Source organism: Pseudomonas sp. P108, from assembly GCF_032613195.1.
GTDB lineage: Bacteria > Pseudomonadota > Gammaproteobacteria > Pseudomonadales > Pseudomonadaceae > Aquipseudomonas.
This window is the reverse complement of sequence record NZ_CP126691.1, coordinates 1022453-1038348: the sequence shown is the minus strand read 5'-3', so window position 1 is coordinate 1038348 and position 15896 is coordinate 1022453. Positions and strand designations below refer to the sequence as shown.

Genomic DNA, 15896 nt, shown 5'->3' with positions numbered 1-15896 from the left:
AGGGCTGATGGGAGGTGCGGTGGTGATCGCGCTCCTGGCCCTGCTGGTCCACTGGATCGGCATCAACACGATCGAACACTACCGCGACGATTTGTTGTTTTACCTGCAAGCTCATCTGATTCTCGTCCTCGCTTCAATGCTGGCCGCCCTTGTCGTGGGCATCCCCGCTGGCATCTTCCTCAGTCGCCCGACCATGGTCGGCCGCGCTGAACGCTTCATGCAAATCTTCAATATCGGTAACACCGTGCCTCCGCTGGCCGTGCTCGCGATTGCCTTGGGCGTCCTCGGCATCGGCAGTGGCCCGGCGATCTTCGCTTTGTTCCTCGCCTCCTTGTTGCCGATTGTGCGCAACACCTACGAAGGCCTGAAAAATGTCCAAGGCTCGCTGAAAGAAGCGGCCGTCGGCATCGGCATGACCCCGCGCCAAGTGCTGTGGAAAGTCGAATTGCCCAACGCTGTGCCGATCATCGTCGGTGGTGTGCGCGTGGCTTTGGCGATCAATGTCGGCACCGCGCCACTGGCGTTCCTGATCGGCGCCAACAGCCTCGGCAGCCTGATCTTCCCTGGCATCGCCCTGAACAATCAGCCGCAACTGCTGCTCGGCGCCGCGTGCACCGCGCTGCTGGCCTTGCTGCTCGATGGCGTCGTCACCCTCGCCAGCCGTCTCTGGCTGGAACGCGGTTTGCGCCCGTCTTAAGGCTTTTGCGAAGGAATACCTATGAAACGATTTAGTTTGATTCTGGGCTGCATCCTGCTGTTCGCAGGAGTAGCGCAAGCCGCTGAAAAACCGCTGATCCGCCTCGGCGCCCGGGTCTTCACCGAGCAGACCCTGCTTGCCGAAATCACCGCGCAATACCTGCGCAGCAAAGGCTACGACGCGCAGATCACCGGTGGTCTGGGCAGCAACCTCGCCCGCAGCGCCCACGAAAGCGGGCAGCTGGACATGCTCTGGGAATACACCGGCGTGTCGCTGGTGGCCTACAACCATGTCACCGAGAAACTCGACAGCGCCCAGTCCTACGCACGGGTGAAAGAACTCGACGCGAAAAAAGGCCTGGTCTGGCTGACCCCGTCGAAATTCAGCAACACCTACGCCCTCGCCCTCCCTAAAAAGGTCGCCGAGGAATATCCGCAGATCAACAACATCAGCCAGTTGAACGAAGTGCTGCGCGCCGAAGCCAAGACCAATCATCTGGTGGCGCTGGATACCGAGTTCGCCAACCGCTCCGATGGTCTGATCGGCATGGTCGATCTCTACGGCATGAACCTGAGCCGCAAGAACATCCGCCAGATGGATGCCGGGCTGGTTTATACGGCGCTGCGCAACGGTCAGGTGTTCGCCGGTCTGGTCTACACCACCGACGGTCGCCTCAACGCCTTCGGCCTGAAGTTGCTGGAAGACGACAAGCATTACTTCCCCGACTACACCGCCGCGCCGGTGGTGCGTCAGGCTTATCTCGACAAGCACCCGCAACTGGCCGAACAGCTCAAGCCACTGGCCGAACTGTTCGATGACGAAACCATGCGCCAGCTCAACGCGCGGGTCGACGTCGATCACGAAAGCCCATCGAAAGTTGCCGCCGATTTCCTGCGCCAACATCCGCTGAATTAAGAGAGGAGAAGTCATGGAATTCCTGAACGCCTTTTCCCATCTCGACTGGCAGCAGGTGATGCACCTGACCTGGCAGCACATCACCCTCGTCGGTATTGCCGTGACCCTGGCGATTGTCGTTGGCGTGCCGCTGGGCATTCTGATGACACGCTTTCCGACCCTCGCCGGTCCCTTGCAAGCCAGCGCCACCGTGCTGCTGACCGTGCCGTCGATTGCCCTGTTCGGTCTGCTGCTGCCGTTCTACTCCAAGTTCGGCCAGGGCCTCGGCCCGATGCCGGCGATCACCGCGGTGTTCCTTTATTCACTGCTGCCGATCATGCGCAACACCTACCTCGCCCTCACTGGTGTGGAACCGGGCATCCGTGAAGCCGCGCGCGGCATCGGCATGACCTTCGGCCAGCGCCTGCGCATGGTCGAGTTGCCGATCGCCGTGCCGGTGATCCTCGCTGGCGTGCGCACCGCCGTGGTGATGAACATCGGGGTGATGACCATCGCCGCGACCATCGGCGCCGGCGGCCTCGGTGTATTGATCCTCGCTTCCATCAGCCGCAGTGACATGTCGATGCTGATCGTTGGCGCACTGCTGGTCAGTCTTCTGGCCATTTTCGCTGACCTGTTTCTCCAATGGCTGCAACGCTCGTTGACTCCAAAAGGACTGCTCAAATGATCGAACTTCAAAACCTCAGCAAAACTTTCCAAAGCAACGGCAAAGATGTCAAAGCCGTGGACTCGGTAAGCCTGACCGTCAATGAAGGCGAAATCTGTGTGTTCCTCGGGCCATCGGGTTGCGGCAAAAGCACCACGCTGAAAATGATCAACCGCCTGATCAAACCGACCTCGGGTAAGATCCTCATCAATGGCGAAGACACCACCGATCTCGACGAAGTGACCCTGCGTCGCAACATCGGCTACGTGATCCAGCAGATCGGTCTGTTCCCGAACATGACCATCGAAGAGAACATCGTCGTCGTGCCGAAACTGCTCGGCTGGGACAAACAGAAATGCCACGACCGCGCCCGCGAGTTGATGAGCATGATCAAGCTGGAGCCCAAGCAGTATCTGCATCGCTATCCGCGCGAACTGTCCGGTGGCCAGCAACAGCGCATCGGCGTGATCCGCGCACTGGCCGCCGATGCGCCGCTGCTGCTGATGGACGAGCCGTTCGGTGCGGTCGACCCGATCAACCGCGAGATGATCCAGAACGAATTCTTCGAAATGCAGCGTGCGCTGAACAAGACCGTGATCATGGTCAGCCACGACATCGACGAAGCGATCAAACTCGGCGACAAGATCGCGATTTTCCGCGCCGGCAAACTGCTGCAGATCGATCATCCGGACACGCTGCTCGCGCACCCGGCGGACGACTTTGTCAGCAACTTCGTCGGCCAGGACAGCACGCTCAAACGCCTGCTGCTGGTGAAGGCCGAAGATGCGGCGGACAACGCGCCGTCGGTGAGCCCGGAAACGCCAGTGGCCGATGCGCTGGAATTGATGGACGAGCATGACCGTCGCTATGTCGTGGTCACCTGTGCCGAGAACAAGGCGTTGGGCTATGTGCGTCGTCGTGATCTGCATCGCCAGACCGGTACTTGCGCGCAGTTCCTGCGTGAGTTCAACGCCACGGCGGCGTACGACGAGCATCTACGCATCCTGCTGTCGCGCATGTATGAATTCAACCGCTCGTGGTTGCCGGTGATGGACGCCGAGCGGGTGTTCCTCGGTGAGGTCACGCAGGAGTCGATTGCCGAGTATCTGAGCTCCGGCAAATCTCGCGGCGGCAAGACCAGCATCGTCTCGCCAGCTGAGGCCGTAGTCGCATAAAACACGAAACCTGTGGGAGCGAGCCTGCTCGCGAAAGCGCAATATCAGTCAACTATGATGTTGGTTGTGAAAATGCCTTCGCGAGCAGGCTCGCTCCCACAGGATCTGCGTGATTTTTTCTTCATTCGCCAGCTGGAAAAGAATCTCAACACACGTCACTCAGAGAACACACCAACAAGCGCTTCTGAAACAACTAAAACCCCCTCCATACGCCCCTCTCGCCGCCAACGTCGCCGATGTTGCGCCCATCACACTTACCCACGACTTCGCCGACATAATCCGCGAACGTGCAGGTATTTTTAACACTTGAAAATTCTCGGGGAACATCTGCCCGTCATCTCGGTCGGCTACAAAGAGTGATGAACGCGACGCACGTCAGAAGCGTGCAAAAACGCGACATTTTTAGTTGATCTCACGCCCCTCACGCCCTAAAGTTCGCGCCGAACGTCCATGCTGGAAACGATCCATCCGGCTCAAGTACTGACGACGAGACAGCAAGGCCAAGGGAAAGCTGCACATCCCATGGCCTTTTTGCTTTCGGCGACATGCCTTGGGAAGTAGGCGAACCAAAGTGGGGATACGGAGGGCGTTCATTTGCACCCATTGATTAACTTAGTTTGCCAGTAGGAGTTCCCAGCATGTCGATCCAGGTCGAAGACTATTTCGCGCGCGCTACATTCGACAAAATGAAGGCGTTCGCCGACAAACAGGAAACCCCGTTCGTGGTGATCGACACCGCGATGATCGCCCAGGCCTACGATGACCTGCGCGCCGGTTTCGAATTCGCCAAGGTCTACTACGCGGTCAAGGCCAACCCGGCCGTCGAGATCATCGACCTGCTCAAAGAAAAAGGTTCGAGCTTCGACATCGCCTCGATCTACGAACTGGACAAGGTAATGGATCGTGGCGTCAGCGCCGACCGTATCAGCTACGGCAACACCATCAAGAAATCCAAGGACATCCGCTACTTCTACGAGAAGGGCGTGCGTCTGTTCTCCACCGACTCCGAAGCCGACCTGCGCAACATCGCCAAGGCTGCACCGGGCTCGAAAGTCTATGTGCGCATCCTCACCGAAGGCTCGACCACGGCTGACTGGCCTCTGTCGCGCAAATTCGGCTGCCAGACCGACATGGCCATGGACCTGCTGATCCTTGCTCGTGACCTCGGCCTGGTGCCTTATGGCATCTCGTTCCATGTCGGTTCGCAACAGCGCGACATCAGCGTTTGGGATGCGGCGATCGCCAAGGTCAAAGTGATCTTCGAGCGCTTGAAAGAAGAAGACGGCATCCACCTCAAGCTGATCAACATGGGCGGTGGCTTCCCGGCCAACTACATCACCCGCACCAACAGCCTGGAAACCTACGCCGAAGAAATCATCCGCTTCCTGAAGGAAGACTTCGGTGATGATCTGCCGGAAATCATTCTTGAGCCGGGCCGTTCGCTGATCGCCAACGCCGGTATTCTGGTCAGCGAAGTGGTGCTGGTTGCACGCAAGTCGCGCACCGCTGTTGAACGTTGGGTTTATACCGATGTCGGCAAGTTCTCCGGCCTGATCGAAACCATGGACGAAGCGATCAAGTTCCCGATCTGGACCGAGAAGAAAGGCGAGATGGAAGAAGTCGTCATCGCCGGACCGACTTGCGATAGCGCCGACATCATGTACGAGAACTACAAGTACGGTCTGCCGCTGAACCTGGCGATCGGTGATCGTCTGTACTGGTTGTCGACCGGTGCATACACCACCAGTTACAGCGCGGTTGAGTTCAATGGCTTTCCGCCGTTGAAGTCGTTTTACGTGTAAGCGCTGAAGCCGTAATGCAAAAAGCCCATGACGTGTCATGGGCTTTTTTGTGCCTGTGCGTTCGGCTTGATGTTTTGCGGGGTACTTGAGACCGAGATCCCTCACCCCAGCCCTCTCCCAAAGGAGAGGGAGCCGACCGAGGTGTAAAGCGTCATTCACCGACCGGAGAGACCGTGTCGATTATGGATTCGGCAAAGCACTTTCAGGTCGGCGTAACTCTTCAATATCCCCCGGTCAGTCCCCTCTCCCTCCGGGAGAGGGTTAGGGTGAGGGCTTGCGAGTTCAGACGCGCTGCAAGTCTGTGCATCGAAGCGCGAACCGAGCAGCCATCCCCTGAACCCTGGGATCTGTCGCACCTGACAGCGTCTGACTCGCCACCCGCAGAAAATTCGGATTACCGCCGGCCAAAGCTTTCTCAAGCCAATCGACCGCCTCATCAATCCGCCCCTCATCCGCTAAAACTGCAGCGAAACTGAACTGCCCACGAAAATCCCCACCCTCCGCCGAGCGCCGATACCACTCACGCGCCGCCGTCGGATCCGCCGGGCACACCAGCCCTTCTTCCAGATACCGCCCCAGCAGATTCATCGATTTCGCATGGCCCAGTTCAGCCGCGCGGCGATACAGCGCCAGCGCCTGCAGATGATCCACCTCCACTCCCCGCCCGGTCGCCAGCAGATTGGCGAGGTTGTACATCGCCCAATCCAGTCCGGCCTCCGCCGCAATCCGATAGTGCTGCGCGGCAATCGCCGCATTTGCCGAACAACCCCAACCATGCTCATGACAACGCCCGAGCATGTTGCGCGCCATCAGATGCCCGCGTCCGGCGGCGATGCCGAACCAGCGCAGCGCCAGCGCTTGATCCTATGCGATTCCCTGGCCATCCAGCAGGATCTGGCCTAGCAGCGCTTGCGCTTCAACCTCGCCCTGACCCGCCGCGAGCAAAATCGCTTGCGCGGCACGGGCAGGACTTTCGGCGAGCATGGCGCTGAGTTGTTCGCCGCTGAGGATTTCCTCGCGACGTATTTGAAAAGTCATACCTCAACCCAACGCCGCAGCAGGTTGTGATAGGTGCCGGTGAGGCGGATCAGCGAAGGATGATCAGGCATGTCGCTGGTGAGCTGCTGAATCGCGCCGTCCATCTCGAACAGCAACGCGCGCTGACTGTCTTCGCGCACCAGACTTTGCGTCCAGAAGAACGACGCATAACGCGCACCGCGAGTGACCGCGTTGACCTTGTGCAGGCTGGTGCCGGGATACAAAACCATGTCACCAGCCGGCAACTTCACCCGCTGCGTACCGTAAGTGTCCTGGATTTCCAGCTCGCCGCCGTCGTAATCCTCCGGTTCGCTAAAGAACAGCGTCGCCGACAAATCGGTGCGCACCCGCTCGATACTGCCCTTGGGCTGGCGCACGGCGTTGTCGATGTGGAAATCGAAGCTGCCACCGGCGGTGTAACAGTTCACCAACGGCGGGAAGACTTTGTGCGGCAACGCGGCGGACATGAACAACGGATTTTTCCACAGCCGTTCCAGCATCGCCGCGCCGATTTCCTTGGCCAACGGATGACCTTCAGGCAATTGCAGATTGTGCTTGGCCTTCGCTGACTGAAAGCCGGCGGTGATCTTGCCATCGGCCCAATCGGCCTGCTCCAGCGCGTCACGAATGCGCTGCACTTCGTCTTTTGCGAACAGTCCGGGGATGTGCAGCAGCATGGCGATGTCACCTGATGGCAAAGAGGCGGCAATGGTATTGATTCTTATTGACCGTGTAAAACCCGAGAGACGAATGAACTGGCAAAAACCGTAAGGTTAAATTGTAAAGAATGTAAATTCAGTGCGAATAACAATATTTCGCAATTGATACGAATACTTGTTTAACCTATATTCCGCCGCCTCAAATCCTTGGGGAGGGGAATAAAAATGGCACGTCAACACGCACAATTACCGGTCAGTTCACCACGTCTGCTCGCCTCTGCAATCGGTGTGGCAATCACCGCCGGCTCCGCTGGCCAGATGGTGTTCGCCGCTGAAAAAACCGACAGCAAAGCCGCCGGCAATGCCATCGCCCTGGACGCCACCGCCATCACCGGCGAAGCGCAGGACTCTACGTCCTACCAGGTCGAAAAAGCCTCCTCGCCCAAGTACACCGCGCCGCTGGTCGACACGCCGCGCTCGGTCACCGTTATTCCGCAACAGGTTCTGAAAGACACCGGCGCCCTGAACATGCAGGACGCACTGCGCACCGTGCCCGGCATCACCTTCGGCGCCGGTGAAGGCGGCAACCCCCAGGGCGACCGTCCGTTCATTCGCGGTTTCGACGCCCAGGGCGACACCTACCTCGACGGCGTGCGCGACACCGGTTCGCAGAGCCGCGAGATCTTCGCCGTGGAAAACATTGAAGTCAGCAAGGGCCCGAACTCCGCCATTGGCGGTCGCGGCGCGGCAGGCGGCAGCATCAACCTGGTGAGCAAGAAAGCGCACTTGGGCAACTCGTTCGACGGTGGTTTCACCTGGGGCTCCGACCAGACCCAGCGTTACACCCTCGACGGCAACTACCAGTTCAGCGACACCGCTGCTGGCCGTCTGAACCTGATGAGCCACGAGAGCAATGTCGCCGGTCGCGACAAGGTCGACTACGACCGTTGGGGTATCGCCCCGTCCCTGGCGTTTGGCCTGGGCACCGACACCCGCGTCAACCTCGATTATTACCATCTCGAAAGCAACGACACCCCGGATTCGGGCGTGCCGTACACCATTCCTGCCGGCGGCTCCGCTGCACGCACCAAGTCCAATCCGGACAAGCCATACGCCGGTGGTGACCACAGCAATTTCTACGGCCTGGATCGCGACTTCCGCAAGGGCCGCACCGACACCGCGACCTTCGCCATCGAGCATGACCTGAGCGACTCGCTGACGATCAAGAACACCCTGCGTCACGGCACCAGCATGCAGGATTACATCCTGACCCAGCCGGACGACAGCAAGGGCAACGTCAACAACGGCACGGTATGGCGTCGGGCGAATACGCGGGTGAGCAACACCGAGACCACCACCAACCAGACCGACCTGTTCGGTAACTTCTACGTCGCCGGCTTCAAGAACAGCTTCTCCACCGGCGTTGAATACACCCGTGAGGAAAGCCAGAAGTCCTCGTATAACGTCAACACCGACACCACGCCGCGCACACCGGGCAACTCCAGCACTAACTGCACCCCATCGATGGTCGGCGCTTCGAGTGGCTACAACTGCACCTCGCTGTCGAACCCGAACCCGAACGATCCGTGGAACGGCGCAATCTCGCGCAACTACGCTGGCACCGACACCCAGGCCAACACCTACGCACTGTATGTGTTCGACACCCTGGAACTGAACGAGCAGTGGCTGGTGAACATGGGTCTGCGTTACGACCACTTCGACACCGACTACAAGTCCTACAACGCCGCTGGCACCACCACGACCAAGGGTGATGACACCAGCGAGTTCGTCACCGGTCAGTTCGGCGTCGTCTACAAGCCTGCGGAAAACGGCAGCATTTACGCCTCCTACGCCACCTCGGCCACGCCACCGGGCAACACCTTGGGCGAAGGTCAGGAAGGCAACCCGTTGGGCGGCACCCCGGATCGCAGCGGTAATCTGCTGAGCAGCGACATGGAGCCGGAAACCACCAAGAACTATGAAATCGGCACCAAGTGGGATCTGCTCAATGATCGCCTGTCGCTGACCGCTGACATCTTCCGCACCGAGAAAGAAAACGCTCGTGTGCAAGTCGACACCACCTCGTACGAAAACGCCGGCAAGACCCGTGTGCAAGGTGTCGAGCTGTCGGCCAGCGGCAAGATCACCGACAAGTGGCAAGTGTTCGCCGGTTACGCCTTCATGGACAGCGAACAAATCGACGGCGGCCCGATGGGCAAGGCCAACGATGGTAACGAACTGCCTAACACGCCGAAAAACAGTGCCAGCCTGTGGACCACTTACCAGGTCACGCCGAAGCTGACCATCGGTGGCGGTGCGTTCTACGTCGACGACGTGTACGGCAGCGTGGCCAACACCACCATGGTTGACTCGTATGTTCGCTACGACGCAATGGCGGCGTACAAGCTGACCAAGAACGTCGACCTGCAACTCAACGTGCAGAACCTGACCAACGAAACCTATTACGACAAAGCCTTCTCGACCCACTTCGCCAACCAGGCGGCGGGCCGTACGGCACTGTTGAGCACCAACTTCCACTTCTGACCGATATTGGAAACTGTAGGAGTGAGCCTGCTCGCGATGGGGTTGTGTCAGTCAGCAAATTGATTGAATGACACACCGCTATCGCGAGCAGGCTCACTCCTACAGGGAATACGCCGCAAGGCTTGGCCCCGTTCATTCAATTGAACGGGGCTTTTGTGCGTAAGAAAGAACGCTTCTCGATAACCCACGGCATAATGCGCGCCGTGAAGACAATTTCCGAACGGACGGCGAGTGACGTGTTGAAGAAAACCCTGTTCCAGTTGCACTGGTTTTTTGGCATCACCGCAGGCCTGGTGCTGGCGTTGATGGGCATCACCGGCGCGGCCTATTCGTTTCAGGACGAAATCCTGCGGGCGCTGAACCCGTCCGTCCTGCAAGTAGAAAAACAGGTCGCCGGTGTCTTGCCGCCGGTCGAACTGGTCGAGCGCATCGAAGCCACGTCGGGCAAGAAGGTTTCGATGCTCTGGGTCGAAACCGACAGCGGCAACGCGGCTCGCGTCTTCTTCACGCCGCCCAAAGGCGAGCGTCGCGGTGAGATGCGCTATTTCGATCCCTACACCGGCGAATTCATGGGCAACGCCGTCGGCCAGGACTTCTTCGGCCTGATGCTGCAACTGCACCGTTTCCTCGCCATGGGCGATACCGGGCGCAACATCACCGGCGCCTGTACGCTGATCCTGCTGTTTTTCTGCCTCTCCGGCCTGTACCTGCGCTGGCCGCGTCAGTGGAACAGCTGGCGCGTATGGCTGACGCTGGACTGGAAGAAAAAGGGCCGCGCCTTCAACTGGGATCTGCACTCGGTAGCCGGCACCTGGTGCCTGCTGGTCTATCTGCTGCTGGCGTTGACCGGATTGTCGTGGTCGTACGAGTGGTACAACAAAGGCCTGACCAAATTGCTCTCCGACGCCCCGCAAAACGAACGCGTGCGCGGCGGTCGTGGCCCGGCGCCGGAAGGTCCGGCGCCGACCGCCGATTACGCCGCGATGTGGAGCAGCATCTACAGCGCAGCCGGCCCGGGTCTGTCTGCCTACAACATTCGTATGCCACCTGTGGCCGGTCAACCGGCGACGGTGTTCTACCTGCTCGACAGTTCGCCGCACGATCGCGCCCTGAACCAGATCACCCTCGATCCGGCCACCGGCGTGGTCAAACGCGTCGACCGCTACGCTGACAAGAGCTTCAAGGCGCAACTGCTGACCAGTATTTATGCGCTGCACGTCGGCAGTTACTTCGGTCTGGTCGGGCGGATCATCATCACCGTTGCGGCGGTGTGCATGCCGCTGTTTTTCATCACCGGCTGGCTGCTCTACCTCGACCGCCGCCGCAAGAAAAAGCAGATCAAGGACGCACGCAAAGGCCTCGCTCAACCGGCCGGCGATACTCCGGCGTGGCTGATCGGTTTCGCCAGCCAGAGCGGTTTTGCCGAGCAACTGGCGTGGCAGACCGCCGGGCAATTGCAGGCCGCCGGACTGCCGGTGAAGGTGCAGCCATTGGCGAATGTCAGCGAGCAGGATCTGCGTGAATCGAACAATGCGTTGTTTGTCGTGAGCACCTTCGGCGACGGCGAAGCACCGGACAGCGCACGCGGATTTGAGCGCAAGGTGTTGAGCAAGGCGGCAACGCTCGACAGCCTGAATTACTCGGTGCTTGGCCTCGGCGATCGTCAGTATCAGCACTTCTGCGGTTTCGCCAAACACCTGCACCATTGGTTGGCTGAGCACGGCGGCAAGACATTGTTCGCTCCGGTGGAAGTCGACAGCGGTGATCCGTATGCCCTGCGTCACTGGCAAACCCAACTCGGCCTGCTCACCGGGCAAGCCCCCATCGATACTTGGCAGGCGCCGAGCTACGACAACTGGACGCTGGTCCGCCGCGAACTGATGAACCCGGACAGCAGCGGCTCACCGGTTTATCTGTTGGGCTTGAGCGCACCGAACACCAGCAGTTGGCTGGCCGGCGACCTCGTCGAAGTACTGCCGCGCAACTGCCCGTGGGCCATCGAGCATTTCCTCGACGGCCTCGGCATTCGCGGCGAGACCACGGTGAAAATCAACGGCCTCGACGAGCCGCTGGAAGTGGCACTGGCTTCGCGTCAATTGCCTGAGCACCGCGCCCATCTGGTCGGTTTGCATGCGCAATCGCTGGTCGATGCGATGGTGCCGCTGGCCATGCGCGAATACTCGATCGCCTCGATTGCCGCCGACGGTGTGCTGGAGTTGATCGTGCGTCAGGAACAGCATGCCGACGGCACGCTTGGCATTGGTTCTGGCTGGCTGACCGAGCACGCGCCGGTGGGCGGCAGCATCAGTTTGCGGGTTCGACGCAACAGTGGCTTCCATCTGCCGAACGAACCCGTGCCGATGATTCTTTTGGGCAACGGCACCGGCATCGCAGGACTGCGCAGCTTGCTCAAGGCGCGGATTGCCGACGGTCAACAGCGCCAGTGGTTGCTGTTTGGCGAGCGCAATCGTCAACACGATTTCCTCTGTCGCGCGGAGCTGGAAGAGTGGTTGATCAATGGCGATCTGGAGCGGCTGGATCTGGCGTTTTCGCGGGATCAGGCCGAGAAGGTTTATGTGCAGGATCGCTTGCGTGAGTCGGCTGACGAGTTGAAGAAGTGGCTGGCGGAGGGGGCGGTGATTTACATTTGCGGCAGCTTGCAGGGGATGGCTTCGGGGGTTGATCAAGTGCTTAACGACATTCTCGGTGCCGCTGAAGTCGAACGCCTGATTGAGCAAGGCCGCTATCGGCGTGATGTCTATTAAGAGCCCCTCACCCTAACCCTCTCCCAAAGGGAGAGGGGACTGATTGGGGGATGCTTGAGATGTACGCCGACCTGCGACGGCTTTACCGAATCCATAATCAACTCGGTCTCTCAGGTCGATGTATGACGCAAGACACCTCCGTCGGCCCCCTCTCCCTCCGGGAGAGGGCTGGGGTGAGGGTAGCCTTTGATCTTCAAGCGGGCTGCAACTTCTTCTCAAAAACCGCCACCCCATTCAAATCCCGCAACACCACACTCATCTCCCCACTCCCCCCTTCAATATTCACCTCGCCAAAAAACTGAAACCCGGCAAACGGCGAAGTGTTCTGCGCCGGCGGTGCCTTCTCGAACACCACCTCCGGGCCAAAGGTTTTATCCAGCGGATTAGGCCCAAAGCTCCCGGCATTCAGCGGCCCCGCAACAAACTCCCAGAACGGCTCGAAATCCTGAAACGCCGCGCGATCCGGGTGATAGTGATGCGCCGCGCAGTAGTGCACGTCGGCGGTGAGGAAGACAAAATTGCGCACCTGCTGCGCACGCAAGAATCCGAGCAACTCGGCGATTTCCACCTCGCGCCCCTGCGCCGGTCCCGGATCACCGTTGGCCACCGCTTCCCAACGCGCCACACCTGGACTGACCTCGCCATCCGGCACACCAAGACCGATCGGCATGTCGGCGGCAATGACCTTCCACTGGGCTTTGGATTTCTTCAAGCCGCGCTTGAGCCAGTCCAGTTGCTCACGCCCCAGAAACGGTTTCGCCGCGCCAAGGTTGTCGTCGTTGGCGCCGCGATAACTGCGCATGTCGAGCACGAACACATCGAGCATCGGCCCATAACTCAACTTGCGATAAATCCGCCCGCCGCCGTCGGCAGCCTGTAAACGCATTGGCGAATATTCCAGCCATGCCTTGCGGGCGCGTCCGACCAGGGTGTGGATATCTTTCTCCTGATAACGCTCGTCGAGCTGCTTGCCCGGTGACCAGTTGTTGACCACTTCATGGTCGTCCCACTGCCAGATCTGCGGCACCTCGGCGTTGAAGCGGCGGATGTTTTCGTCCATCAGGTTGTAGCGGTAGTTGCCGCGATAGTCGTCGAGGGTCTGCGCGACTTTGCTCTTGGCTTCGGTGGTGAGGTTGCGCCAGATGCGCCCGCCTTCAGTGGTGAGCTGCGCGGGCACCGGGCCGTCAGCGTAGATGGTGTCGCCGCTGTGGATAAAGAAGTCCGGCAAACGCAGACGCATCGCTTCGTAGATGCGCATGCCGCCGATGTCCGGGTTGATGCCGAAACCCTGGCCGACGGTATCGCCGCTCCAGACGAAACGAATATTGCGCCGCGCCGTCGGTGCGCTACGCAGGTGACCGAGCCACGGTTCGCTGGCGACGCCGGTGCGGGCGTCCTTGAAATACACGCGATAGAAAATCGCCTGATCGGCGGGCAGCCCGGTCAGTTCAACGCGGGCGGTGAAGTCGCTGCGGGCATCGGCGAGCGCCGAGACCAATCGGCGTGGATGGCGAAACTGGCTGCGGGTGTCCCACTCGACCACCATATGCGCGGGACGATCGCTGCGGCTCCAGATCATCGCGCGGTCGCCTTGCAGGTCGCCGGACTGCACGCCATCAGTCAATTGCGGACGGTCCTTGACCGACGCTATCACCGCCGGCGCCAGGCTTGGCATCAGCAGACCAGCACCAACGACTTGCATGACACGCCGGCGACCGGGGTTGAAATCGCTCATGGTGTTCTCCCTGAAAAAAGGAAAACTTAAGCACGCTCACATGAAACACACATGACACCAGACACACCGCAGATCCAGTGTAGGAGTGAGCCTGCTCGCGATATCGGTATATCTGCCAACATTCATGTCACTGACAGACCGCTATCGCGAGCAGGCTCACTCCTACAGGGGATTTATGTTGTCGGTCAGGCCTTCGCCGGTTCCAGCGCCAGCTCAACGGCTTCCGGGCGTTTGACCGTCGCGTAGACAACGGCGGTCAAGAGGCTCCCCGCGACAATCGCCAGCAGATACAGCAACGCATGATTGATCGCATTCGGGATCGCCAGCACAAACAAGCCACCGTGCGGCGCCATCAGTTTGCAGCCGAAGTACATCGACAACGCACCGGTCAGCGCGCCACCAGCAATGCTCGCCGGAATCACCCGCAACGGATCTTTCGCGGCAAACGGAATCGCGCCTTCGGAGATAAAGCACAGCCCCAGCACCAGCGCTGCTTTACCCGCCTCGCGCTCGGTCTGGGCAAACTTGCGTCGCGCAATAAACGTGGCGATACCGAGGCCAATCGGCGGCACCATGCCCGCCGCCATGGTCGCGGCCATCGGTGCATAACTCTGCGACGCCAGCAGCCCCACCGAGAACGCGTACGCGGCTTTGTTGATCGGCCCGCCGAGGTCGACGCACATCATGCCGCCGAGCAGCACACCGAGCAGAATCGCGTTGGTGGTGCCCATGCTGTCGAGGAAATGCGTGAGCGCCCCGAGCATGCCGGCAACCGGTTTGCCGACCACGTAAATCATCACCAGACCAGTAAACAGACTGGCTAACAGCGGGATGATCAGAATCGGTTTCAGCGCCTCAAGACTCTGCGGCAAGGCGACATAACGGCTGATCGCCTTGGCCGCATAACCGGCGATGAAACCGGCGACGATCCCACCGATAAAACCAGCGCCCAAGGTGCTCGCCAACAGACCACCGATCATCCCCGGCGCCAGACCTGGACGGTCAGCAATCGAATAGGCGATGTAACCCGCCAGCAACGGCACCATCAACTTGAACGCGGTCTCGCCGCCGATCTGCATCAGCGCAGCGGCCAGCGTGCCTTCTTCCTTGAACGCGGTGATGCCGAACACGAACGACAGCGCAATAATCAAACCGCCGGCCACGACCATCGGCAGCATGAACGACACACCGGTCAGCAGGTGTTTGTAAACGCCGGTTTTCTCTTGCTTGGCTGGTACTTTGCCGTCAGCCGCCGCGCTTTCCACTGCACCTTCGGCCAAGGCTTTTTTCAGCGTGGCTTCGGACTGCTTCAAGGCGATCCCGGTGCCGCAGCGATAGATTTTCTTGCCAGCGAAACGCTCGGTGGCGACTTCGATATCCGCCGCCAGCAACACCACGTCAGCCTCGGCAATCGCCGCTGCGCTCAACGGGGTTTTCGCGCCCACCGAGCCTTGGGTTTCGACCTGCAATTCATAGCCCAGACGCTTGGCAGTTTGCTGCAAAGCTTCGGCGGCCATGAAGGTGTGGGCGACACCGGTCGGGCACGCGGTAATCGCGACGATGCGTGGCGCACGCGGCGCATCAGCAACCGGTTCAGCCGCGCTGGCGACGTAAACCGCAGCCTCTTCAGCACCACGACGCAGCACCGCTTCAACATCCTGCAGCGCCTGCGCCGGGGCGATCTGGAAAACACGTTTACCGACAAAACGCGTCATGTCGATCGCGCCTGTGGCGACCAGCAAAACCCACTCGGCCGCTGCAATGGTCGCCGCCGACAACTCGCGTTCCGGGTGCGCCGCATCGACCACTTCAACGCTGGTGCTCCAACCCTGACGCTGCGCCGCCGCATCGAGCAAACGCGCGCACAGCACACTGGTGACCATGCCGTTCGGGCAAGCCGTAACAATGGCTAATTTCATG

Annotated in this window: 10 protein-coding genes and 1 pseudogene; 7 read left to right on the top strand and 4 right to left on the bottom strand. The window is 60.0% G+C overall.

Annotation, left to right across the window (positions count from 1 at the left end):
* Positions 1–7: 7 nt before the first annotated feature.
* The 5 genes from QOM10_RS04355 (at position 8) to QOM10_RS04335 (ending at position 5235) form a co-directional block, all read left to right on the top strand.
* Entirely contained in the window at positions 8–697 is a 690-nt protein-coding gene (locus QOM10_RS04355) for an ABC transporter permease (RefSeq protein ID WP_169844036.1), read from the top strand.
* Positions 698–718: 21 nt separating this feature from the next.
* Positions 719–1612 carry a glycine betaine ABC transporter substrate-binding protein gene (locus QOM10_RS04350; protein ID WP_316917671.1) on the top strand — a complete coding sequence of 298 codons (894 nt, stop codon included), beginning with the start codon at positions 719–721 and terminating at the stop codon, positions 1610–1612.
* Between the two features lie 13 nt (positions 1613–1625).
* Positions 1626–2279, top strand: a complete 654-nt coding sequence (locus tag QOM10_RS04345) for an ABC transporter permease (protein WP_007915307.1) — start codon at positions 1626–1628, stop codon at positions 2277–2279.
* Positions 2276–3433: a betaine/proline/choline family ABC transporter ATP-binding protein gene (locus QOM10_RS04340; protein WP_150691842.1), complete on the top strand. Its 1158-nt coding sequence runs from the start codon at positions 2276–2278 to the stop codon at positions 3431–3433. Before QOM10_RS04345 ends, QOM10_RS04340 begins: the two co-directional genes overlap by 4 nt.
* Positions 3434–4071: 638 nt before the next feature.
* Positions 4072–5235 carry a type III PLP-dependent enzyme gene (locus tag QOM10_RS04335; protein ID WP_034154440.1) on the top strand — a complete coding sequence of 388 codons (1164 nt, stop codon included), beginning with the start codon at positions 4072–4074 and terminating at the stop codon, positions 5233–5235.
* A gap of 282 nt (positions 5236–5517) precedes the next feature.
* Here QOM10_RS04335 and QOM10_RS04330 read toward each other — a convergent pair.
* A pseudogene (locus QOM10_RS04330) lies at positions 5518–6273 on the bottom strand (tetratricopeptide repeat protein).
* Positions 6270–6950: a Fe2+-dependent dioxygenase gene (locus QOM10_RS04325; RefSeq protein ID WP_150749580.1), complete on the bottom strand. Its 681-nt coding sequence runs from the start codon at positions 6948–6950 to the stop codon at positions 6270–6272. The pseudogene QOM10_RS04330 and the gene QOM10_RS04325 overlap by 4 nt, the downstream one beginning before the upstream one ends.
* Positions 6951–7157: 207 nt before the next feature.
* On the opposite strand from QOM10_RS04325, the gene QOM10_RS04320 reads away from it, so the two are divergent.
* Together QOM10_RS04320 and QOM10_RS04315 are read left to right on the top strand one after the other, a co-directional pair.
* Positions 7158–9476 carry a TonB-dependent siderophore receptor gene (locus QOM10_RS04320; protein ID WP_316917670.1) on the top strand — a complete coding sequence of 773 codons (2319 nt, stop codon included), beginning with the start codon at positions 7158–7160 and terminating at the stop codon, positions 9474–9476.
* Between the two features lie 236 nt (positions 9477–9712).
* Complete coding sequence (locus QOM10_RS04315; protein WP_316918361.1) at positions 9713–12241, top strand: sulfite reductase flavoprotein subunit alpha; 2529 nt, start codon at positions 9713–9715, stop codon at positions 12239–12241.
* A 193-nt stretch (positions 12242–12434) separates the two neighbouring features.
* On the opposite strand, the gene QOM10_RS04310 is transcribed toward QOM10_RS04315, so the two are convergent.
* Both QOM10_RS04310 and QOM10_RS04305 read right to left on the bottom strand, forming a co-directional pair.
* A complete protein-coding gene (locus tag QOM10_RS04310) occupies positions 12435–13976 on the bottom strand; it encodes an alkaline phosphatase D family protein (RefSeq protein ID WP_316917669.1) in 1542 nt (513 codons plus the stop codon).
* A 185-nt stretch (positions 13977–14161) separates the two neighbouring features.
* Positions 14162–15895: a PTS fructose-like transporter subunit IIB gene (locus tag QOM10_RS04305; RefSeq protein ID WP_150776356.1), complete on the bottom strand. Its 1734-nt coding sequence runs from the start codon at positions 15893–15895 to the stop codon at positions 14162–14164.
* Between the last annotated feature and the right edge of the window lies 1 nt (position 15896).

What these genes read in the sequence shown, in the direction of transcription:
- QOM10_RS04355 (WP_169844036.1), top strand. Translation starts at nt 8, where the DNA reads ATGGGAGGTGCGGTGGTGATCGCGCTCCTGGCCCTGCTGGTCCACTGG.
- QOM10_RS04320 (WP_316917670.1), top strand. Translation starts at nt 7,158, where the DNA reads ATGGCACGTCAACACGCACAATTACCGGTCAGTTCACCACGTCTGCTC.
- QOM10_RS04310 (WP_316917669.1), bottom strand. Translation starts at nt 13,976, where the DNA reads ATGAGCGATTTCAACCCCGGTCGCCGGCGTGTCATGCAAGTCGTTGGT.
- QOM10_RS04305 (WP_150776356.1), bottom strand. Translation starts at nt 15,895, where the DNA reads ATGAAATTAGCCATTGTTACGGCTTGCCCGAACGGCATGGTCACCAGT.
- QOM10_RS04340 (WP_150691842.1), top strand. Translation starts at nt 2,276, where the DNA reads ATGATCGAACTTCAAAACCTCAGCAAAACTTTCCAAAGCAACGGCAAA.
- QOM10_RS04345 (WP_007915307.1), top strand. Translation starts at nt 1,626, where the DNA reads ATGGAATTCCTGAACGCCTTTTCCCATCTCGACTGGCAGCAGGTGATG.
- QOM10_RS04350 (WP_316917671.1), top strand. Translation starts at nt 719, where the DNA reads ATGAAACGATTTAGTTTGATTCTGGGCTGCATCCTGCTGTTCGCAGGA.
- QOM10_RS04325 (WP_150749580.1), bottom strand. Translation starts at nt 6,950, where the DNA reads ATGCTGCTGCACATCCCCGGACTGTTCGCAAAAGACGAAGTGCAGCGC.
- QOM10_RS04335 (WP_034154440.1), top strand. Translation starts at nt 4,072, where the DNA reads ATGTCGATCCAGGTCGAAGACTATTTCGCGCGCGCTACATTCGACAAA.